Origin of the sequence: Streptomyces cucumeris, assembly GCF_024295805.1 — a bacterium.
Taxonomy (GTDB): Bacteria; Actinomycetota; Actinomycetes; order Streptomycetales; family Streptomycetaceae; genus Streptomyces; species Streptomyces cucumeris.
Map to the genome: position 1 here is coordinate 39,512 of NZ_JANCLX010000015.1, position 20,060 is coordinate 59,571.

The following is a 20,060-nucleotide window of genomic DNA, read 5'->3' on the forward strand; positions in this document are numbered from 1 at the left end:
CGTGCCGAACGCAGAGCTCAAGGAGATCCAGCAGGCCGTCGTGACCGGGGACCCGGGCGCGCTGGCCGGGCTGCGGGTGCCGGAGAGCTACCGCGGCGTGACCGTGCACGCCGATGAGACCGAGATGTTCGAGGGCATCGCCGGCGCGGACAAGGACCCGCGCAAGTCGCTGCACGTGGAGGAGGTCCCGACACCGGAGCTCGGGCCCGGTGAGGCGCTGATCGCGGTGATGGCGAGCGCGATCAACTACAACACGGTCTGGACCTCGATCTTCGAGCCCTTGCCGACCTTCACGTTCCTCCGGCGCTACGGGAAGCTGTCCCCGCTGTCGAAGCGGCACGACCTGCCCCACCACGTGGTCGGCTCGGACGCCTCGGGTGTCGTGCTGCGGACCGGGCCCGGGGTGCACCGCTGGAAGCCCGGCGACGAGGTCGTGGCGCACTGTCTCAGCGTCGAGCTGGAAGGCCCCGAGGGCCACGACGACACGATGCTCGATCCCGAGCAGCGGATCTGGGGTTTCGAGACCAACTTCGGTGGCCTCGCCGAGATCTCCCTGGTGAAGGCGAACCAGCTGATGCCCAAACCCGCGCATCTGACGTGGGAGGAGGCCGCAAGCCCCGGGCTGGTCAACTCGACCGCGTACCGGCAGCTGGTGTCGCGCAACGGTGCGAACATGAAGCAGGGCGACGTGGTCCTGATCTGGGGTGCCTCCGGCGGGCTCGGCTCGTACGCCACGCAATACGTGCTCAACGGCGGCGGTATCCCGGTGTGCGTCGTGTCCAGTCCGGAGAAGGCGGAGATCTGCCACCGCCTCGGTGCGGAGCTGGTCATCGACCGCAGCGCCGAGGAGTACCGGTTCTGGCGGGACGAGCACACCCAGGACCCGAAGGAGTGGCAGCGGTTCGGCGCCCGCATCAGGGAGCTGACCGGTGGCGACGACGCGGACATCGTGTTCGAGCACCCGGGCCGGGAGACGTTCGGCGCTTCGGTCTACGCGGCCCGCAAGGGCGGCACGATCGTGACCTGCGCGTCCACCTCGGGGTACACGCACCAGTTCGACAACCGGTACCTGTGGATGAACCTCAAGCGGATCGTCGGATCGCACTTCGCGAACTACCGGGAGTCGTGGGAAGCCAACCGGCTGATCGACAAGGGGCTCATCCACCCCACGCTGTCGAAGTCCTACGCCCTGGAGGACACCGGCCAGGCCGCGCTGGACGTGCACCGCAACGCGCACCACGGCAAGGTCGGCGTGCTGTGCCTCGCGCCGGAAGAGGGCCTCGGCGTGCGGGACAAGGACAAGCGTGCCCGGCACCTCGGCAGCATCAACGCATTCCGTCCGGTGCACCGGGATTCCGGCCGGTGACGCGCGAACTGTAGCGCGGTCCGCATGGTCGCGGAGGTCCGCGACGACTATCCGACTGAGAAGGAGATAGCCGAGCTGAAGCGGGCGAACGGGATCCGCAAGGCGGGCCTCGGCCTTTTTCGCGGCCGAACTCGGCCGGCCACACACGCGCTCGTAGTGTTCATCGACGAGATTGCGGGACTGCTTCGGCTGCACCGTGCGGGCAGCACACGGCATCAGCATCCCCCCTCCACCTACTACGCAGCCAGGAAACGCCAGTTGGCGCCCTCGCCAGGAACCGTGCGAGACGAAGAACTCAAGGAAGTCAAGGAGGTCTAGCAGTCCAACTAGTGGCATAAGGTCCGCAATTGACGTTGCGACCCTCCTTTCGCATTCTATCTGCAGAATGAATGTTCTGCTCTGTCGGCCTCGCGGGCCGGCCAGAGTCTTGAAAGGTATGGCCACATTGCGCAAGAACCTGCTGCGACTCGGAGTGACGGCGGCTGCCGCCCTCGGTCTGTTCCCCGACGCGGGCACCGCGTTCGCATGTCGAGCCCACCACCGCCGAGTAAGTCGACTGATTCAACCACCGTCGGCTCCATGGTGAGATAGGCCACATACCGCCTGTGGCACACGAAGCCAACTACTCCTGTGGCATACGAAGCCAACTACTGCCGAGCAGCCACGAACCCCCAGCTCACAGCCGCCAACTGACGTTGAACCAGAGGCGGTTCACCATTCCGCCCATAGGTTCAACGGCGTGATCGGCTGGGGGCCAGACATGGGCGTGTCGGTGTGGCCAATGTCAGCCCTACGGATGGTCGAATCAGTTCCGTGGCATTGATGTCTCGTCGTAATCGGTCCACTTCCGTATTTCCGATCCTTCTTCCGCGCGGTCTGTCGGTGCGTGCGACGTAGGAATCGCTCCATGAGGGACGGGGTATCGTGCATGATCGAGCGAGAGTCTGAGCTCGCTGAGCTGGCTGCAGCTTTTGCTGAGTCCGCCGCTGGGGGTGTGCGGGTTGTCGTGCTTCAAGGCGTTGTCGGGACCGGTAAGACAGCGTTAGTCGAGGAGTTCGGCAGCCGGGCTCATGAGGCGGGGGCGCGACTGCTCCGGGCGAGTGGGGCGCCGACCGAGTGCTCGCTTTCCTTGGGCATCGTGCGTCAGTTGCTTGCCGGTGAGGTTTTCGACCGCGACAGGGCGGCGATGGTGCGTGGTTTGCTCGACCACCAGCTGCTCGCCGATGCGGAGTGCGACGGGGTGAGTCGCTCTCGGGTGTTGGACGGGCTGGCGACGGCGGTTCTGGAGTTGGCCGAGCAGAGCTCGGTGGTGATCGCCATTGACGACGCACAGTATCTCGACGCGTTCTCCCAGGATTGGCTGATCTATCTGATCCGCCGTGCCGGACTCGCCCGCATCCTCATCGTCCTTGGCTGGCGCGACGACGACATCGACATGTCTCCGAGCAACTCCCAGCTCCTGTGTGCCGAACTCCATCAGCAGGTCTACTTGCGGCGGCTGCTGCTGGCTCCACTGTCGTCGAGCGGCGTCGCGGAGCTCATGGCCGAGCGACTCCTCGAGTCCGATTCGACGGAACTGGCCGCGGAGGCATACCGGTTCACCGGTGGCAATCTGCTGCTGCTGCATGCGTTGCTGGAGGACAGCCGGGCTGCCACCGGCGGCGATGGCCCGCCGGCCGAGCTGCACACCGGGCCCGAGTTCGAGCGGGCGGTCCAGCTCGTCCTGCGCCGGTGCGATCCGGTGACGTTGCGGGTCGCGGGTGCGATCTCGGTGATCGGTGAGCCGTCGCGGTTCGCGTACCTCGACCGGCTGGCCGGCGTCGCGTCGGACCGGGTCGCTGTCGCCATGCAGGTACTGACCCGGAGCGGTTTGGTGGAGGCCGGCCGGATGCGGCACCCGATCATGGCCGGCGCCGTACTCAACGCCTTCTCGGCCGCGGATCGATCCGAGCTGAGCCGGCGCGCTGTGGATCTGCTCAAGGCGTGCGGTGCGGACTCCTTGACGATCGCGGAGCACTTCGTCGCCTCCGGCCGTCTCGACGACCCCTCGGCCGTGCTGAACCTGGTGGAGGGGGCGCAGCAGGCGCTGAAGGAGGGCCACTCGCGGCGGGCCACAGAGCTGCTGCGGCTGGCGTACCAGGTCGAAACCGACGGCCGGCGCCGGGTGGAGATTCTGGCCTTGCTGCTGCGGGCGGAGTGGCGGGACGATCTGCGCGCCTCGGTCGGGCATCTGCCCGAGCTGACCGAGGCGATGCTGAGCGGTCGACTTCAGGGTCGGCACACGACGATGCCCATCATCATGCTGCTGCTCCAGGGGCGGGTGGAGGATGCCTGCTCCGTGCTCTCCCGGCTGGCGGCCGACGTGCCGTCGGGCTCCCGGCCCTCATGGGAGTTCGAGATGGTACGGATGTGGCTGGCCGATATGTATCCGGGCATCTTCCGGCGCGTGGCCGGCGAGAGCAGGACGAACGGCACGCCGATCATGCCTCCGGGCGCTATCGGTTTTCGATTGCTCGAACACTTCCAGAGCTCCCACCACCAGGGGGCAACCGCGGAACGCTTGGTCCAAGCCGACGAGGCGCTGTGGCAACAGCCGCTGACCGAGGTCAATCTGTTGCCGCTCATTCTCGCGTTGCACACGATGGTGTATGCCGAGCGATTGGAGGAAGCCGAGCAGCGGTGCCGGGAACTGATACAGACCTGTCTCGACCTCCAGGCACCCACCTGGCGTGCGCTGTTCTGCGCGATCGCAGCGGACATCGCCTTGCGCCGGGGCTCGCTCGGCGTCGCCGTCTCCCGGGCGACCGCCGCGCTCGAACTCATCCCGGTCGCCGAATGGGGCGTGCTGGCCGCTGAACCGTTGAGTACCCTGCTGACGGCGCAAACGCTGCAGGGCAAATACGACGAAGCGGCACGCACGCTCGCCCTGCGAGTGACGGACGTGATGTTCGAGACGCCGTTCGGCCTGTCCTACCTGCTGGCGCGCGGCCGTCACTACGTCGAGCGCGGTCTCGCCCAGGTCGCCCTCGACGATTTCCAGGCCGTCGCCGACCTGCTCGACCAGTGGGGGATGGCCCAGACCGAGACACTGCCGTGGCGTATGGAGATGGCCGCCGCTCATCTGCAACTCGGGGACCACGAAACAGCCGCGCGCTACGCTCGCGAGCAGCTGCGCCGGATCGGCACAGACGGCCACATGCGGGTGCGCGGGCGCACCATGCGGCTGCTGGCGGCGACCCGCGAACTGCACCTCCGGCCACCCATGCTGTGCGAGGCGGTGGATGTGCTGCACCGAAGCGGGGACAAGTTCGAGTTGGCGAGTGCGCTCGCCGCCCTGCACGATGCATACACCCAACTCGGTGATGCCGGCCGGGCGCGGTCGGTGGCACGCAAGACCAACAGCATCAGGCAGGCGTGCTTCGCAGAACAACCCGCTCGGCGGGTCGGCGCGCCGGACGTGCTGGAGGAGACGGAAGCCGACCTGCTCGCCCTCAGCGATGCGGAGCGGAGGGTCGCCAAGGCCGCGGCAAAGGGCCTGACCAACCGGGAGATCGCCGGCAAGCTCTACCTCACGACCAGCACGGTGGAGCAGCACCTGACCCGGACCTACCGCAAACTGGGGGTCAGCTCACGAGTACAGCTGCAGTCCCGCCTCTGACTCCAGCGTGTGCCGGGCCATACACGATCCATACGGGGTCCGTGCAGGCCGCTGACACGCTGCGGCCATGTATCTGCATCTGCTGGGTCCGGTAGGGATCAGCGACGAAGGACACCATGTCAATCCCCGTTCCACCCGTGCGCGCGGGCTGCTCGCCGCGTTGGCCGTGAAGCCGAACGAGGTGGTGCAGGACGATGTGCTCATCGGCCGGATCTGGGACGACCGGCTGCCCGAGAATCCGTTGGACGCGCTCTACACCTGTGCCAAGCGGCTCCGGAAGGCGGTCGGGGAGGTGGCGACGGGGGAGTGCGTGGTGCGCCGGAGGGGCGGGTACGAGCTGCGCGCCGAACCGCTCGCGGTCGATGTGTTCCGCTTCCGCCGCGCCGCACAGCAGGCGGCGCGGGCGGCGGCCGCCGGAAACCACACGCGGGCAAAGGAGTTGTACGCCGCCGCGCTGTCCCTGTGGTCCGGCACTCCGCTGGCCGATGTGATCGGCGGCTGGGCCGAGCGGACGCGGGAGGTGCTGCACCGGGAGCGGCTCACCGTGCAACTGGCCGAGGCGCGGATCTGTCTGCGGCTCGGCCAGCACGCCACCACGGTGGCCCGGCTGGACGAACTCGCCGCCGACCACCCGACGGACGAGGGCATCGGGGCGCTGCTGATGCTCGCGCTGTACCGCTCCGGCCGCCGGGCCGAGGCGCTCAGGGTGTACACCCGCACTCGCCGTCATCTGGTCGAGAACCTGGGGGTGGAACCCGGCGGCGAACTGCGTGAGCTGCACCGGCGATTGCTGCGCGGCGACGCCTCGCTGGACCGCCCCGAGAACGTGCTCCTCGGCGCCTGAGCATGCCGGGCGCCCGGGCCCCGGGGGATGAACGGGGCCCGGGCGGTCAGGGGCGGGAGGGCAGTCCGGGCAGCCGGATCCGGGTGCCGCCACGCCGGCCGCAGCGGGCGACGGTGTCCGCGATCCTGCCCTCTCCGGACCGGAGTCCGACGCCGGGGTGGCACCTCTCCAGCATCCCGGCCACCTGCCTGCCGAAGGGCCCCGAGCCCAGCACCGCCACTCTCTCCACTGTGTCCACAGACTGCTGAACCCCTTTCCTGGTGCGGACACCACCGTGCCGGGGAGTCCGGTCGTGTCCCGGTCGCGCGGCCGTCGTGCCGTCTCGTCCGCACCCGACGTCCGGTGACAGATCCACGACCACGACGCGACCGGGGCGGGGGACGGGCCTCCGACCTGCGTCGGAGGCGCTTCCCGGCCTTCATGGGCTTGCCGTCCTACGCGGCGGAGAGTCCCTCGGAACCCCCTCGGGCGGTTTCACCGGCGCGGCAACCGGACCGTGAAGACGGAGCCGCGGCCCGGCGTGCTGATCACCGAGACCGTCCCGTCGTGCGCCTCGCACAGTTTGCGGGTGATGGCCAGCCCGAGGCCGCTGCCGCCGGTCTGCCGGTTGCGGGATTTGTCCGCACGCCAGAACCGGTCGAAGACATACGGCAGATCCTCGGGATCGATACCGCTCCCGGAGTCGGCGACCTCGATGACCAGCTCGTCGCCCTCCACCTGGGATCGCAGTACGACATGCCCCCCGCTGGGTGTGTGCCGGATCGCGTTGGAGACGAGGTTGCTGATCACCTGGCGCAGTCGCACCGGGTCGGCGTACACCTCGAGTTCTTCGGCGGCCTCGACGGCCGGCGTGACGACCGCCGGACCGGCGGCCCCCTGGTGCGCCGCCGTCACCTGTTCCAGCACCTGGCGGACAGGCAGCGTTTCACAGTGCAGTACGAGACTTCCGGACTCCGCCGCGGAGAGGTCGCGCAGGTCGTCGATGATGTGCTGGAGCAGCATCGCCTCGTCCAGGAGAAGGGCGAGCAACTGCTGGTCGGCCGGTGTCAGACCGTCCTGGGCCGCCTCCACCCAGCTGCGGATGTTGGTCAGTGGGGTACGCAGCTCGTGGGCCACGTCGCTGACCATGGCCCGGCGCTGTCGCTCCAGGGTCTCCCGGCGCTCGGCGAGGTCGTTGAACGCGGCGGCGACGCGGCCGATCTCGTCCTTGGTGAGCACCGGGACCCGTGCCGCCTCGTCGACCGGGCGCTGGGCCGCGGCGATCAGGGCACGCAGCGGGCGGACGAGCCGACTGCCCAGCAGCACGGTCACGGCGCACGTCACGGTGAGGACGATGCCCGCGGCGCCCGTGATCCGTACGATGTTCGCTTCCGAGAGGTCGATGGCCGTGGTGTCCGGATTCTCGCGATCGGAGACGAACAACAGCACGGAGGGCGAGACATAGGGCCGCAGCTGCGTTCGGCGGCCCTCGTTCACGCACTCCTGCGCGGCGCGGTCCGAGTTCTCCGGGGTTCCGTTTCCACGGAAGCGCCAGGAGAAGTCGGCGAAGACCTCGACGGGTGGTCTGGCCTGCTGTTTGAGGCATTCCGAAGCGGATTCGGCGACCTGGGAGAGCGGCGATCTCTCCGGCGGCAGCGGCTCCTTGAGCAGATCGAGACCGCAAATGCCGATGCCGGTCCGGCCGTTGGTGCCGGGCTCGGGGGTCGGGATCGCTCCGGAGTCCAGATCGCCGGCCCCGGTGACCTGGACCGTGGAACGCCCGCTGGGCAGGCGGACGATCTTGGCGGCGATCTGTCGCGCGGCAAGGCAGTCCCTGGTCCTGCGCGCCATCTTCAGTACCACCTCCCGGTCCTCGGCCTTCAGGAGGAACGGGCCCACCGCGCGCGGGTCGATCGGGCCGATGCTCTCGTGGGACAGCACCGGGTCGAGTCGCAGGGGGTCGACGGAGGCGGACGGCCTGGCAGGGAGCCGAACGGCCGATTCCGAACTCGCGATGCGGGTACGGGCGGAGGTGGTGAGGGTGATCGCCCTGCCGGTCCGCTCCGCGAGTTCATGCACCAGGTTCTGAACCCCACCCCAGTCGGTGTGTGTCGCCGCGTAGCCGAGCAGAGCGTCGTAGATGCGCGCGTCGGCTTTCGACGACCGGCCCTGTTCCGTGTTGATCGCCCGCGTCGTACTGGTGACGGCGAGCCAGGTGGTCGCGGCCACCGCGCAGATCGCGACGAGGAGGGACGCGATGAGGAGCCGGGCGAACAGGCTGGTGTGCAGCGGAACTGTGGAGCGGCGCACTCAGGTGCCCAGGGAATCTGATCCGGGCGTCAGCTTGTAGCCGACCCCGTGGACGGTGAGGAGATGAGTGGGGCGGCGCGGGTTGAGTTCCAGTTTCTTCCGCAGGTTCATGACGTACATGTCGACGGTGCGATCGGTCGAGGAGACGTCCCAGCCCCGGGTGCGATCCAGAAGCTGCTTGCGGGTGAACACCCGGCCGGGCTCCGCCGCCATGGTCGACAGGATCGTGAACTCCCCACGGGTGCAGGTGACCAGCTCTCCGGACGCGCCCCGCACCTCGTGCCGGAGCGGGTCCACCGATATCGGGCCCACCCTCAGGACCCCGTCGTCCGGCGGCGCGGTGCGTTCGATGCGCCGCAGCAGGGTCCGGACCCTGGCCATCAACTCGCGCGGGCTGTAGGGCTTGGTCATGTAGTCGTCGGCACCGAGGTCGAGGCCGAGCAGCAGGTCGTCCTCGCTGGAGCTGGCGGTGAGCATCAGAACCGGTACGGCCGACTCCTGACGCAGGATCCGGCACACGTCGAGGCCGTCGACCTTGGGCATCATCACGTCCAGAACGAGCAGGTCCGGACGGAGTCGGCGGACGGCGTCGATCGCCGAACGCCCGTCGTGCACGACCACCGCGCTGTGACCCTCCGACTCCAGGTACATCCGCAGTACCTCTGCCTGTCTGATGTCGTCCTCGGCCACCAGGATCTGTGCGCTCATGGCGGCGACTATAAGCCGGGTTCCGCGCGGGCCCGCCGTCCTGACAATCCCGATACATCTCGCTGAAAGCGCTCTGATACCGGTACGGCATCGTCGAGGCCGTACTCGAAGTCGGGCCCCCAGGCTCGCCTGTGCCCGCCTTTCGACCGTGGGATGCGTCCACGTTCACGGCGGTCTGCCCGCGTCACTCTGGAGTCGTCTGCATGATCCGCGTCATAGTTCGAGCCTCCGCGCCGGCCGTATGTGGTCCCGTACGGGACCACCACATACGCGATGGCCGCCGTTCCGGCGGCGCGACAGGAGCGGTCGTTGGCCTGCCCGCCGCCGGGTTCTCCCGGTGACCCGCGGGGGAGGGGAGCCCGTGCTCGGGACGGGCGAGGATCCCGCCCTCACCACCACCGCGGGTGTGCCGAAGCGGCGCCGTATCCGGATCGCCGGTGCCGTGCTCGCGATGGCGCTGGCCGGTGCCGGGATCGCTGTGGGGGTGCCGTGGGGGCAGGGCGGCCGCTCGGTGTCCTCCAAGGCGGAGCAGAAGGCGAGAACGGTCAAGGTCGTACGGACCGATCTGTCCGACAGCCGGACGCTGGACGGCCGGCTCGGCTACAGCAAGCCGCAGACCGTCAAGGGATCCGGGGACGGCATCGTGACATGGCTGGCCTCCGAAGGGACCACGGTGACCCGGGGCAGGGCGCTCTACCGCGTCGACGACCGCGAGGTGCCGGTCTTCTACGGCACCGTGCCGCTCTACCGGCGTATCGCGGGCCGGAACACGGTCGGGCGGGATGTGCAGGTGATCGTCGACAACCTGCGGGCCCTGGGGTACGACATCGGGGCCCAGCCCCCGCCGGGACAGGTGGTCAGCGTCACCGATCCCAAGGACGCGGCGAAGGACGCGGCGAAGGAGGGCTCGGGACCGGCGGGCGGCACGAAGGACCAGGACACGACCCCGTCCAAGCCTTCCTCCTCCCCGGGGACTTCACCTGGTACCGACTCGGGAGCGTCCGGCGACGGAAGCCCCGACCCTCAGTCGTCCGCGAGCGGATCCGACCGTGACCCGGCCGCGGAAGGGACCGGGACGGAAGGGACCGGGACGGAGGCACGGAAAGCCGCTGCGACCGCTGGGACCGAGCAGGTGAGGGTCAAGTCCGGTGACGGTGTCCTCACTCCCGCTCTGGAGAGCGCGATCAAACGCTGGCAGACCAGCCGCGGAGTGCGGGCCACCGGTGTCATCGAACCCGGTGACGTGGCGGTCCTCAGGGGCGCTGTCCGGGTGGACGGCGCCAGTGCCCAAGTGGGCGACCCGGCCTCCGAACCGCTGCTGCGGGTGACCTCGACCGACAAGGCCGTGACCGTACCGGTGGACGCCTCGGAGCGGGGTTCCGTCACACGCGGCGACCCGGTGACCGTACAACTCCCGGACGGCACCTCGGCCGCCGGCAGGGTGGCCGGCGTCGGCACCCATGCCGATGCGGACGAGGAAGACCGCCCCGGAGAGCCGAAGGTGACCGTCACCGTCTCGCTCACGGACCCGGACAAGGTCAAGAAGCTCGACTCGGGGCCGGTTCAGGTGGACTTCGTCTCGGAGTCCCGGGACGGGGTGCTCGCGGTTCCGGTCACCGCGCTGCTGGCGCTCCGCGAGGGCGGCTACGGGGTGCAGATCGCCGGAGGGCGGGTGGTCGCGGTCGAGACCGGGCTGATCGCCAAGGGGATGGCCGAGGTCACCGGGGATGGGATCGCCGAGGGCACCCGGGTGGTGGCGCCGTCGTGAAGGCCGTGCACACCCCGGTCCTGTCGGTCCGTGATGCCGTGGTCGAGTATCCCGGCGGGGTCAAGGCTCTGGCCGGGGTCTCCCTGGAGATACGGGACGGCGAGCTCCTGGCCATCGTCGGGCCGTCCGGCTCGGGCAAGTCCACCCTGCTGAACATCATGGGCACCCTGGACCGGCCGACCAGCGGCACCGTCGTGATCGCCGGTCAGGACGTCACCACCCTGCCCGACCGGCAGCTCTCCGCGCTGCGGGGGCGCTGGCTCGGCTTCGTCTTCCAGCAGTTCCATCTCTCCGAGGGGCTGACCGCCACCGAGAACGTGGCCACCGGCCTGCTCTACGCCGGGGTGCCCAGGAGGCAGCGGGGGTCGCTCGCGCTCACCGCCCTGGAGCGGGTCGGCCTCACCCACCGGGCCGGTCACCGGCCGCATGAACTCTCCGGTGGTGAACGCCAGCGGGTGGCCATCGCACGGGCTCTCGTCCACGCACCCACGCTCGTCCTCGCGGACGAGCCGACGGGCGCGCTGGACACCGCCAACGGACGTGCCGTGCTGGAACTGCTCACGCAGCTCAACGAGGAGGGGACCACGATCGCGATCATCACCCACGACCGGGACATCGCCGCGCGACTGCCACGACGGGTGGAGATCCAGGACGGCCGCATCGTCACCGACACCACCGCCGACCGGGACCCCACCCGCGACAGGACCGGCGCCGTCGGGGTCGCACCGTGACCGGGGCCCCGTGGCGTCGCGGTATGCGACGGCGCCGGCCGGCCCGCGGCTGGGGCCGGTCCACAACGGCCCCACTGCACCGGCCCGTTCGTCTCTCGCCCGCCGATCTGCTGCGGCTCGGCCTGATCGGCATCCGCACCCGGCGGATGCGGGCGGCGCTGTCGGCACTCGGCATCTCCATCGGCATCGCCACCATGATCGTGGTCACCGGGATCCCGGCCTCCAGCCAGAAGGCTCTGAACGCGGAGCTGACGGCTCTGGGCACCGACCGGCTCCAGGCGATCGCGGATTCCAGCATCCCGGACGCCGAGCCGGTCTCGTTCCCGCGCGAGTCGGTCGCGATGGTGAAACGCATCGGACCCGTCCACGCGGTGACCGCGGTGGCCAACACCCACGCGGAAGTGCGGCGTACCGACCGGAACAGCCGCCTCGACACCGCCGGGCTGACGGTGCTCGCGGCCCAGCGGAACCTGCCGGAGGTGATCAACGCGCAGGTCCGTTCCGGCCGTTACCTCTCCAAGGCCACCGGGCGGTTGCCCACCGCCGTCCTCGGCTCGGTCGCCGCGGCCCGTCTGGGCTTCCGCGATCTGCGCCCCGGCGATCCGCCGCCGCTCGTGCTGATCAACGACAGGTGGTTCAGCGTCATCGGGATCCTGCGTGCGGTTCCCCTGGCCCCGGACATCGACCGTTCCGTTCTGGTCGGCTGGAAAGCCGCGCAGAGTGACCTCGGCTTCGACCGCCGGCCGACGCAGATGTTCCTCCGAGCGGAGGAGTCGGCGATCGAGGATGTGCACGCGGTGCTGCCCGCCACGATCAGCCCGCAGTCCCCGAGCGAGGTGCGGGTCAGCCGGCCGTCGGACGCCCTGGCCGCGAAACGTTCCACCGAGGCCACGTTCTCGGGGCTGTTCATCGGCCTGGCCGGAGTCGCGCTGCTCGTCGGCGGCATCGGCGTCGCCAACACCATGGTCATCTCCGTACTGGAACGCCGCCGCGAGATCGGACTGCGCCGCGCGCTGGGTGCCAACCGGCGGCAGATCCGAGGACAGTTCCTCACCGAATCGATCGCACTGTCCGGCCTCGGTGGCCTCGCCGGAATCACTCTCGGCGTTCTCGGCACCGTGGGTTACGCGGCATACAAGGGCTGGCCACCGGTCATCCCGGTCACCGCGGTGAGCAGTGGGTTCGGTGGCGCGGTGCTCGTCGGCGTCGTCGCCGGCGTGTACCCGGCGATCCGTGCCTCCCGGCTGTCCCCGACCACTGCGCTGGCCTCGGCCTGACACAGCCTGACGGACGGCCGACTCCGTCAGTCTCACCCGACTCCACACCACGAGAGAGGTTCACCCCATGCGCACTGCTGACACATCCCGTTCGCCCCGCGCAAAGCATCTGCTCGCCACGGTCACCGCGCTCACCGCGACGCTCCTTCTCGGGGCGTGCGGAGGCGGGTCCGACGCGGCCAAGGATGAAGAGAAGACGGGCGTCGCGAGCGTGACGGATCCCAAGAAGGGTGCCGAGGGCAAGAAGAAGCCGGCATCGGCGGGGAAGGAGGAGCGCCCCCTCCTCAGGCAGGATGCCGGCGATGAGGAGAACGACAGGCTTTGGGACGTGTACTACGACTGCCTGGCGAAGGAGGGAGTCAAGATGGCCAAGAACAGGACTGGTGGATACAGCGGCATCTACGACGCCGAAAAGGATCCGAAGTTCCCGGCGGGCCAGAAGAAGTGCGGCCAGAAGGAACCCGAGATGCTGTCGTGGCGGGCCGCCAGGGAAGACCCGGATTACCGGGACAAGGCGGACAAGTGGCTGAAGTGTCTGAGCTCCCACGGCATCAAGGCGACGGCCGGGGATGACGGCATGCTCGCCCTGGAGGACGGATTGCCGCCCGCGAACAAGAGCAAATGGCTCGAAAAGTGCGAGGCACAGGCGTTCTTGGAGAAGTAGCCGGTGCCCGCCGCGAAGGGTCCCCGGCACCACCCCGTTGACGGGGGTGCCGGGGACCAGGGTCAGACGGCGATCAGCTCAACGCGTCAGCGGACGTTGACGCCCTTCCACGCGGCCTTGACCGTCTTGTACTCGGTGCTGGTCTTGCCGTACAGGTCGCCCGCGGCCTTCAGGGTGGCCTTGCGGGCACCCTTGTAGTTGGTCGTCGAGGTCATGTAGACGGTGAGCGCCCGGTACCAGATCTTGGCGACCTTCTTGTTACCGATGCCCTTGACGGTGGAGCCGTCCTTGGTCGGGCTGTTGTACTTCACGCCCTTGATGGTCTTCCGGCCACTTCCCTCGCTCGCGAGGTAGAAGAAGTGGTTGCCGACTCCGGAGGAGTTGTGCACGTCCAGGTCGCCGAGACCGGACTTCCAGTAGTCGGCCGACGAGCCGTCCAGGGAGGGCTTGTCCATGCGGCGCAGCCACGGCGGGGTGGACTGGTCGCTGAAGAGGTAGTCGGGCTTGTCGTAGCGGTTGTTGGCGTACCACTCGACCATGGTGCCGAAGATGTCGCTGGTGGCCTCGTTGAGACCGCCCGACTCACCCTCGTAGACCAGACCCGCGGTGGCGCTGGTGACGCCGTGGGTCATCTCGTGGCCCATGGTGTCCAGGTCCACCTGCTCGGCGTCGCGGTTGCCGTCGCCGTCACCGGTGAACATGCAGAAGCAGTCGTCGGACCACTGGGCGTTGTCCCACTTGTCGCCGACGTGGACGAAGACCGTGGCGCCCTTGCCGTCGTTGCGGATGCCCTTGCGGCCGAAGTTCTTCTGGAAGTAGTCCCAGGTCCACGCGGTGTTGGCGTGGGCGTCCACACCGGCGGTGGCGCGGTTGGTGGAGAACTTCTTGCCGTCGCCCCACTCGTTGTCGCGGTCGGTGAGCAGCTTGCCGGAACCCGGCTGCAGCGCATCGGCGTCGACGTTCTTGGCGTCCCTGGTGATGGTGCCGCGCTTGGGGTCCTTCAGCGCGTACTTGCCATTGGGCTGCTTGGTGGTGTCGATGCTGATGTCACCGGTGTACTCCGAGTGGCCCTTGCCCTTGGCCTGGTGCTGCGCGTCGTAGGACGCGATGTGCTTGCCGTTGGCGGCGTCGGTGACGACCACCTTGGCGACCGGCTCGCCGTGCGCGCCGGTGCCCTTCACGGTGGTCTGCCAGGCCAGGCGCGGGGTGCCGTCGACGGCCCAGACGATCAGCTTGGGCCGGGAGGTGGCGTCCTTGACCCCGTCGGTCTTCTTCAGCGCCTGGTCGGCGGTGTGCCGGGGCGAGACGCCCGGGGTGGTCTTGTCGACGGCCACCGAACGCGCTCTGGCCCGGCTGAGGTCCTCGAAGTCGCCGTCCTTCGACTGGTGGACGACGAGGTCGCCACCGACGACCGGGAGACCGCGGAAGGTGCGGTCGAAGCGGACGTGCTGGGTGCCGTCGGCGTCGAAGACGACGTCCTTGACGTCGAGCTCCTGCCCGGAGCCGTAGCCGAACTCCTCGGCGTGGGCGCGGACGTTGGCCTTCGCGGCGTCGACGGCCTTGTCCCGCGGTGACGCGGCGGCCTGCGCGGACGCCGGACCGGCTATCTGGAGGCCGGTGGCGACAAGAGCGGATGCTGCGGCTAGCGCCGCCGCCGCGGTGACGCGACGGCGCTGTGGGGAAGCCGATATCACGCTGTATCTCCTCGGGGGAGTTGACGGAAAGATGGTGAGATCTTGTCGTTAACAGCGGGATAAGTGATCAAATCCGAGCGATCTTTACCTAGATTTAATAACTCCCGGCCGTTTCCGTTCTCCTGAAGACGATCTGAGAGGGATGGAGGTTGAGTGCCCGAGGTCATGACACGGCGCGGCCGCCCGGGAGATCCCGGACGGCCGCGCCATGTCGAAGAGTTGGCCTACGTCACCTCGGTGGCGCGTGGCCGACGGTCTCCTGGTGCTCCTCGCGCACGCTCCGCCGCGCCTCGGGGCGCCGTGGCCGTCCGATCAGCACCGCCAGGTGCACGGCGAGCATCACCGCGCCGGTCACCGCGGCGCTGTGCCACAGCAGGGCGTCCATCCGGCCCGCCGAGAGGTACGCGCCCGCCGCCACCGCCACCAGCGCGCACACCGCGCGGTCGATGATGCTCTCCACCGACAGCAGGGTGGCCCGCGGAGCGCCGGGCGGCACCGCGTCGTTCACCAGCTTGCGCTGGATCGGATAGGCGAAACCGGTGACCGCCGAGAACAGACAGAGCAGCGCGATCGCCGCCATCGGCCCGCCGAGGGTGATCCCGGCCAGGGACACCGCCATCGCCAGGCTCAGTACGGACACCATCGTCAGCGGTCTGAGCTTGCGGCCCAGCCACTGCGGCCGGGCGGCGCCCACGGCCTCGGCCACCGTCACCGCCGCCAGCACACTGCCGTGCGAGGTCTCCGGGATGCCCTGGTCGATCAGGATCGGCTGGAACAGGTTCACCTGGCAGATCCGGGAGAGCGTGAAGACCGCCACCCCCTGCACCATCACCAGGGCCAGCCAGGGCGAGCGGCGTACGTGGCGCAGCGCGCCCCCGGCCTCCTTCCACACCCCCGACCGGCGTTCACCGGTCCCGGCACCGGCCAGCCGGGGCAGCGCCATGACACACGCCAGGGACGCCGCGGCGCTGGCGGCGCTGAGCACGTACGGCGTGGGCCGGGACAGCGCCATCAGCGGTCCCACCAGCGGCCAGCACACCACCTTCGCGGCGAGACCCAGGGCCCGTGCGGTCCCTTCGGCGCGCAGGTAGTGGTCGTCCGCGCCCTCCGCGTGCAGCGCGTCGTAGAGGTACGCGCTGGCCGCGCCCGAGGTGAGGGAGCGGCCGGCGGCGATGGCCAGGAAGTGCACCAGGAAACCGGTGTAGTCGGGGGAGAGGACCGGGGCCAGATTGGCCGCGGTCATCACCACCGCGCCCGCACGCAGACAGTTGCGGGCGCCGATCCGGTCGGCGATCAGCCCGGTCGGGATCTCGAACAGGCAGAACGCGATGTAGTAGATGGACTGGATGCCGAAGATCTGGGCGTCCGAGAGTCCGGCCTCCCGCTGGTAGGCGTAGAAGACCGGCATCCACCACAGCAGGTTGAACAGGAGCTGGAAACCGTTGTTGAGCGCGATGACCCGGCGGGCCCCGGGGTTGAGCGGGGTCCGCCCCTCCGCCGGGGACCGGCGGAGGAACGGTATACGGCCCCTCACAGCGCGTACGGGCGGAGCTGGACCAGCCGGAAGCCGCCCTCGTCGGTCATCAGCCACTCGATGTCCAGCGGATCGTCCGGATCGTCCGAGAAGTGCGACTGGAGCAGCCGGCCGGTGAGCGCCAGGTCCGCCAGCCGTGCCCGCGCCGCCGCGGGCAGATCCTCACCGGACGAGCCGAGGTCCACGGTGCGGCCCCCGCCCTCCACGGTGTTGTACAGGTACTGCAGCGGCAGCGCCGTACCGTCCACCACGCTCTCGGGTGAGCCGGGGGTGCAGTTGATGTACACGTTGCGGAAGTCCTCGCGGCGGGTCGGGTTGCAGGTGACCAGCACCCCGCCCAGCTCGGCCGGGGTGTACTCCTGGACGATGACACCCATGTAGGTGTCGTCCAGCGAGATGCCCGCCTCGTGGCGCAGCCGTACGCTCCGCGGTGACAGCAGCGAGGCCCACACCTGCCGTACCGCGTCCAGGAGTTCATCCGTGCCGTGCACCGTGGTGATGGAGTCGTAGACCCCCGCGGCGGAGAACCCGGGCAGATCCTCGGCGTTGGAGGAGGACCGCACCACCAGCCGCCTGCGGCACGCGCTGTCCGGGAACGGGCCGGTGATCCGCGCCGCCACCTCATCCGGCACCGGGGTGCCGCGCACGAGCTGCTGGAGGCTCAGGCACAGCGGGTCCAGCACATCGGTGGCCCCCAGCTCCAGCGCCATCTTCAGCTTGCCGATGCCCTGCTGGAGGGCGGGCGAGGAGATCAGGAACCGGTGCTGGAGGGCGAACGGCAGCGCCACGCCGTCCGGCGCGGTGACGGTGGCGGCCACGAACTCCGAGGCCGCCTGGCGCAGCGCCTCCGGATCGGGTGACGCGGTCAGCCGGGAGGCGAGATGGCCGTACAGATCCTTCCGGGGCGGCCGGGACCGTCCGTAGAAGGCGGTGAGATCTGCGGTCCGGCTGTCCAGTACGTGGTGGAGTTCCCCGAGGTTGGCCGCCTTGGTGCCGTAGCGGTCGTGGTCCTCGCGGCGCAGCCGGCGCAGCTCCAGGACGGGTACGTCCTCCAGGAGCGGCGGCTCCAGCCGGATCCGCTGCTGGTGCCACGCGGGCTCCGCCAGTTCGGGCACCTCGTGCAGCCGGACCAGGCTCACCTCGTCGTCCCGGACCCGGTAGCGGACCCAGGACCCGTCAAGGCCCTCCGCCTCCACCAGCCGCGCCAGATCGCGCACGATGGCGTTGGGGATGCCCCAGCCGGAGGCCAGCACATTGGTGTGGGACAGCGGGGTGATGGGGGCGGCGTTGATGAATCCGGCCACCCTCGGGACGTCGTCCGGCAGACAGTCCATGGCCACGATGTCCGACCAGCCGAGCCCCGACGCGTGGGCGCGGTACTCCTCCGGCGAACGGAACCAGCGCAGCCGTCCGATGGCCTCACCGGTGTTCAGCGGGGTGCGCGGGCGGCTGACGAACAGCTCATGGCTGAGGATGCGCGGTAGCCGTACGTCGCTCACCGGGGCGAGCGCGGCCTCCTGGGCGTGGTTGGCGGGTTTCAGCAGCAGCGGCAGCCGCCCGTCCACCCGCTCCCGCACGAAGTCGTAGAACTCCTGGAGCAGCGGGCCGTCCATGGTGTCGGCCTCGGTGGTCTCCAGCACCAGGAACGGCCGCTCCCGGCCCTCGGCGTCCTCGTCGGCGTGCAGCGAGAGCACACCGAGCAGGAAACGGCGGCCGGGGTCGGTGTACACCGAGGCGTTGAACGCGTCCAGCCGGGCGTCCAGTTCATCGAGGTCCATCCCGAGGATGCGGGTGGCCACGTAGTTGACGTGGAACGGGTGGACGGCGGTGTCCAGCAGATGCCAGGTGTGCTCGGTGCGGTCGACCACCACCTTCAGATAGGGGTGCCCCGCCAGCACTCCGGACAGGGTCCGGAACAGCGGGAGCGACAGGTTCTCGCCGACCACGGTGGCATCGGTGCCGGGCGCGGCGGCCGGGCTGGAGAACGCGGTGATACCGGTCATCAGGGCCTCCCGGTGGCCGGGACGGGCGGAAGGGCGGTGGGCAGGGCGTCGTTGAGTCTCTCGAAGTCCCTGATCACCGTGACCGGATCGTCGGCGACCAGCAGACACAGCGCCGCCATGGTGTTCGCGCCCGCCGCCGGGTCGTAGACCGGCACCGGGGTGCCGTCCGGCAGCGAATGCTCGGCCACTTTCGTCAGCCGCGCCCCGGTGGATATCAGCTCCGAGCGCTGGACGGCGGAGAAGTCCCACAGCCGCCGGTCCGGCCACGGCGCGCCGGAGCCGTCCACGGCCAGCACCACCAGCGATCCGGCCGCGCCCTTGGCGTCCGCGGCGCCCAGCACCGAACCCGGCCCCGGATCCGGCCAGTCGACCTCACGGCCGAGCAGCCGGTCGATCAGCATGCCGATGACATCCACCCCGAAGACGTCCTCGATCTGCGGGACGGTCATCGCGCCGCCGAACCGGGCGGCGGTCTCGATGACCCACATCTCCCCGTCCGCGCCCAGCTTGATCTCGGTGTGGGTGCCGCAGGTGCGCAAGCCCAGTGCATCCACGGCGGCCGCCGCGAGCTCCACCACCTTCCGCTGGGCATCCTCGGGGAGCAGCGCCGGGGTGATGGCGGCGCGCTCGGTGAACGGTTCGATGGTGGGCATCCGCCCGCTCAGGCACACCGGATGGTAGACACCATCGGCCACCACGCCCTCGACACTGACGTAGTCACCCCATCCGGGCTCCTCGAACCAGTCCTCCGCCGTGCCCGTCACGATCTGCTCCACCAGGAAGTCCGCGTCGGCACCGGCCACATGGAGCTCGGCGTAGCCCTGACGGGCGGACTCCTCCATCACCTCGCGGGCCCGTGCCCAGGCGGGCGCGATGTCCTCCGGCCCGCGCAGGATCTGATGGGCGGTCGACCCGGCACTCCAGGCGGCCTTCATCAGCATCGGGTACGGGATCTCGGCGGCGGCCTCGTGCAGATCGCGCTCGGTGGCCACGGAGCGGAACCGCGGCTGGGACACCCCGTGGGCGTCCCAGGTGCGGCGCATCATTCGCTTGTCGCGGGCCAGTACGCAGTGCGCACCGGCCCCGGCCAGGCCCAGCCGTTCACAGGCGTCGGCCACGGCCACCACGGCGTACTCGGACGGGGTGAACACCGCGTCGGCGCCCACGGCCTGTGCCTGAGCCGTGATCAGCGCCACGAGATCCTGGGACGCGGTGTCCGCGGGGGCGACCACCGAGGCGCAGAGCCGGGTGACCACATCGCGGGCGGAGGGCGGAAGGGGACTGAGCACGAGCAGATGCACTTCGGCCTTCGCGGCGACCCGGGACAGCGCGTATTCCAGCGGAGGCCCGCCCTTGGCGTAGACAAACAGCACCTTACTCACAGATAACGACTCCTCGGTTCAGAGTTTCTCGATGGCTCAGCGAAAGCCGGCGGGCTGGCACATCCGCCGCGATCCGGGCTCATCAAGCGAACCAGTCGGGCACCACGCTTACCCACCGAACGGGGGGTGGGCGCTCAGGCAA

15 protein-coding genes are annotated in these 20,060 nt (G+C 69.6%); 8 read left to right on the plus strand and 7 right to left on the minus strand.

Annotated features, from left to right (window positions below; genetic code table 11):
- Positions 1 to 25: 25 nt before the first annotated feature.
- The 4 genes from ccrA to NMK44_RS22120 all read left to right on the plus strand — a co-directional run bounded on the left by ccrA (position 26) and on the right by NMK44_RS22120 (position 5,868).
- On the plus strand, positions 26 to 1,366 hold the full coding sequence (ccrA, locus tag NMK44_RS22105; protein WP_254745891.1) for a crotonyl-CoA carboxylase/reductase: 1,341 nt from the start codon (positions 26 to 28) through the stop codon (positions 1,364 to 1,366).
- Between the two features lie 24 nt (positions 1,367 to 1,390).
- Positions 1,391 to 1,684 carry a hypothetical protein gene (locus tag NMK44_RS22110; protein ID WP_254745735.1) on the plus strand — a complete coding sequence of 98 codons (294 nt, stop codon included), beginning with the start codon at positions 1,391 to 1,393 and terminating at the stop codon, positions 1,682 to 1,684.
- Positions 1,685 to 2,294: 610 nt separating this feature from the next.
- Positions 2,295 to 5,024, plus strand: coding sequence for an AAA family ATPase (locus tag NMK44_RS22115; RefSeq protein WP_254745737.1), 2,730 nt, complete (start codon positions 2,295 to 2,297; stop codon positions 5,022 to 5,024).
- A 67-nt stretch (positions 5,025 to 5,091) separates the two neighbouring features.
- Positions 5,092 to 5,868 carry an AfsR/SARP family transcriptional regulator gene (locus NMK44_RS22120; RefSeq protein ID WP_254745739.1) on the plus strand — a complete coding sequence of 259 codons (777 nt, stop codon included), beginning with the start codon at positions 5,092 to 5,094 and terminating at the stop codon, positions 5,866 to 5,868.
- Between the two features lie 46 nt (positions 5,869 to 5,914).
- Here the strand turns inward: NMK44_RS22120 and NMK44_RS22125 are convergent, their stop codons facing one another.
- From NMK44_RS22125 to NMK44_RS22135, 3 genes are all read right to left on the minus strand, one after another.
- Positions 5,915 to 6,106: a hypothetical protein gene (locus NMK44_RS22125; RefSeq protein WP_254745741.1), complete on the minus strand. Its 192-nt coding sequence runs from the start codon at positions 6,104 to 6,106 to the stop codon at positions 5,915 to 5,917.
- 236 nt (positions 6,107 to 6,342) lie between these two features.
- Positions 6,343 to 8,157, minus strand: a complete 1,815-nt coding sequence (locus NMK44_RS22130) for a sensor histidine kinase (RefSeq protein WP_254745743.1) — start codon at positions 8,155 to 8,157, stop codon at positions 6,343 to 6,345.
- Positions 8,158 to 8,865, minus strand: a complete 708-nt coding sequence (locus NMK44_RS22135; RefSeq protein WP_254745745.1) for a response regulator transcription factor — start codon at positions 8,863 to 8,865, stop codon at positions 8,158 to 8,160. It lies immediately after the preceding gene.
- Positions 8,866 to 9,226: 361 nt separating this feature from the next.
- On the opposite strand from NMK44_RS22135, the gene NMK44_RS22140 reads away from it, so the two are divergent.
- The 4 genes from NMK44_RS22140 to NMK44_RS22155 all read left to right on the plus strand — a co-directional run bounded on the left by NMK44_RS22140 (position 9,227) and on the right by NMK44_RS22155 (position 13,305).
- Positions 9,227 to 10,633, plus strand: coding sequence for an efflux RND transporter periplasmic adaptor subunit (locus NMK44_RS22140; RefSeq protein WP_254745747.1), 1,407 nt, complete (start codon positions 9,227 to 9,229; stop codon positions 10,631 to 10,633).
- A gap of 5 nt (positions 10,634 to 10,638) precedes the next feature.
- A complete protein-coding gene (locus NMK44_RS22145; protein WP_254745893.1) occupies positions 10,639 to 11,364 on the plus strand; it encodes an ABC transporter ATP-binding protein in 726 nt (241 codons plus the stop codon).
- A gap of 23 nt (positions 11,365 to 11,387) precedes the next feature.
- Complete coding sequence (locus NMK44_RS22150; RefSeq protein ID WP_254745749.1) at positions 11,388 to 12,641, plus strand: ABC transporter permease; 1,254 nt, start codon at positions 11,388 to 11,390, stop codon at positions 12,639 to 12,641.
- 67 nt (positions 12,642 to 12,708) lie between these two features.
- Entirely contained in the window at positions 12,709 to 13,305 is a 597-nt protein-coding gene (locus NMK44_RS22155; protein ID WP_254745751.1) for a hypothetical protein, read from the plus strand.
- An 86-nt stretch (positions 13,306 to 13,391) separates the two neighbouring features.
- Here the strand turns inward: NMK44_RS22155 and NMK44_RS22160 are convergent, their stop codons facing one another.
- From NMK44_RS22160 to NMK44_RS22175, 4 genes are all read right to left on the minus strand, one after another.
- Entirely contained in the window at positions 13,392 to 14,999 is a 1,608-nt protein-coding gene (locus NMK44_RS22160) for a M4 family metallopeptidase (RefSeq protein WP_254745753.1), read from the minus strand.
- Positions 15,000 to 15,228: 229 nt separating this feature from the next.
- A complete protein-coding gene (locus NMK44_RS22165) occupies positions 15,229 to 16,533 on the minus strand; it encodes an MFS transporter (protein ID WP_254745755.1) in 1,305 nt (434 codons plus the stop codon).
- Positions 16,530 to 18,536 carry a PEP/pyruvate-binding domain-containing protein gene (locus NMK44_RS22170; protein WP_254745757.1) on the minus strand — a complete coding sequence of 669 codons (2,007 nt, stop codon included), beginning with the start codon at positions 18,534 to 18,536 and terminating at the stop codon, positions 16,530 to 16,532. Before NMK44_RS22170 ends, NMK44_RS22165 begins: the two co-directional genes overlap by 4 nt.
- A complete protein-coding gene (locus NMK44_RS22175; RefSeq protein WP_254745759.1) occupies positions 18,536 to 19,918 on the minus strand; it encodes an ATP-grasp domain-containing protein in 1,383 nt (460 codons plus the stop codon). Before NMK44_RS22175 ends, NMK44_RS22170 begins: the two co-directional genes overlap by 1 nt.
- Positions 19,919 to 20,060 lie beyond the last annotated feature (142 nt).

Bases quoted from the DNA above. Each gene is read 5' to 3' on its own strand.
- NMK44_RS22110 (WP_254745735.1), top strand. From the start codon at position 1,391: ATGGTCGCGGAGGTCCGCGACGACTATCCGACTGAGAAGGAGATAGCC.
- NMK44_RS22115 (WP_254745737.1), top strand. From the start codon at position 2,295: ATGATCGAGCGAGAGTCTGAGCTCGCTGAGCTGGCTGCAGCTTTTGCT.
- NMK44_RS22120 (WP_254745739.1), top strand. From the start codon at position 5,092: ATGTATCTGCATCTGCTGGGTCCGGTAGGGATCAGCGACGAAGGACAC.
- NMK44_RS22135 (WP_254745745.1), bottom strand. From the start codon at position 8,865: ATGAGCGCACAGATCCTGGTGGCCGAGGACGACATCAGACAGGCAGAG.
- NMK44_RS22150 (WP_254745749.1), top strand. From the start codon at position 11,388: ATGCGACGGCGCCGGCCGGCCCGCGGCTGGGGCCGGTCCACAACGGCC.
- NMK44_RS22155 (WP_254745751.1), top strand. From the start codon at position 12,709: ATGCGCACTGCTGACACATCCCGTTCGCCCCGCGCAAAGCATCTGCTC.
- NMK44_RS22170 (WP_254745757.1), bottom strand. From the start codon at position 18,536: ATGACCGGTATCACCGCGTTCTCCAGCCCGGCCGCCGCGCCCGGCACC.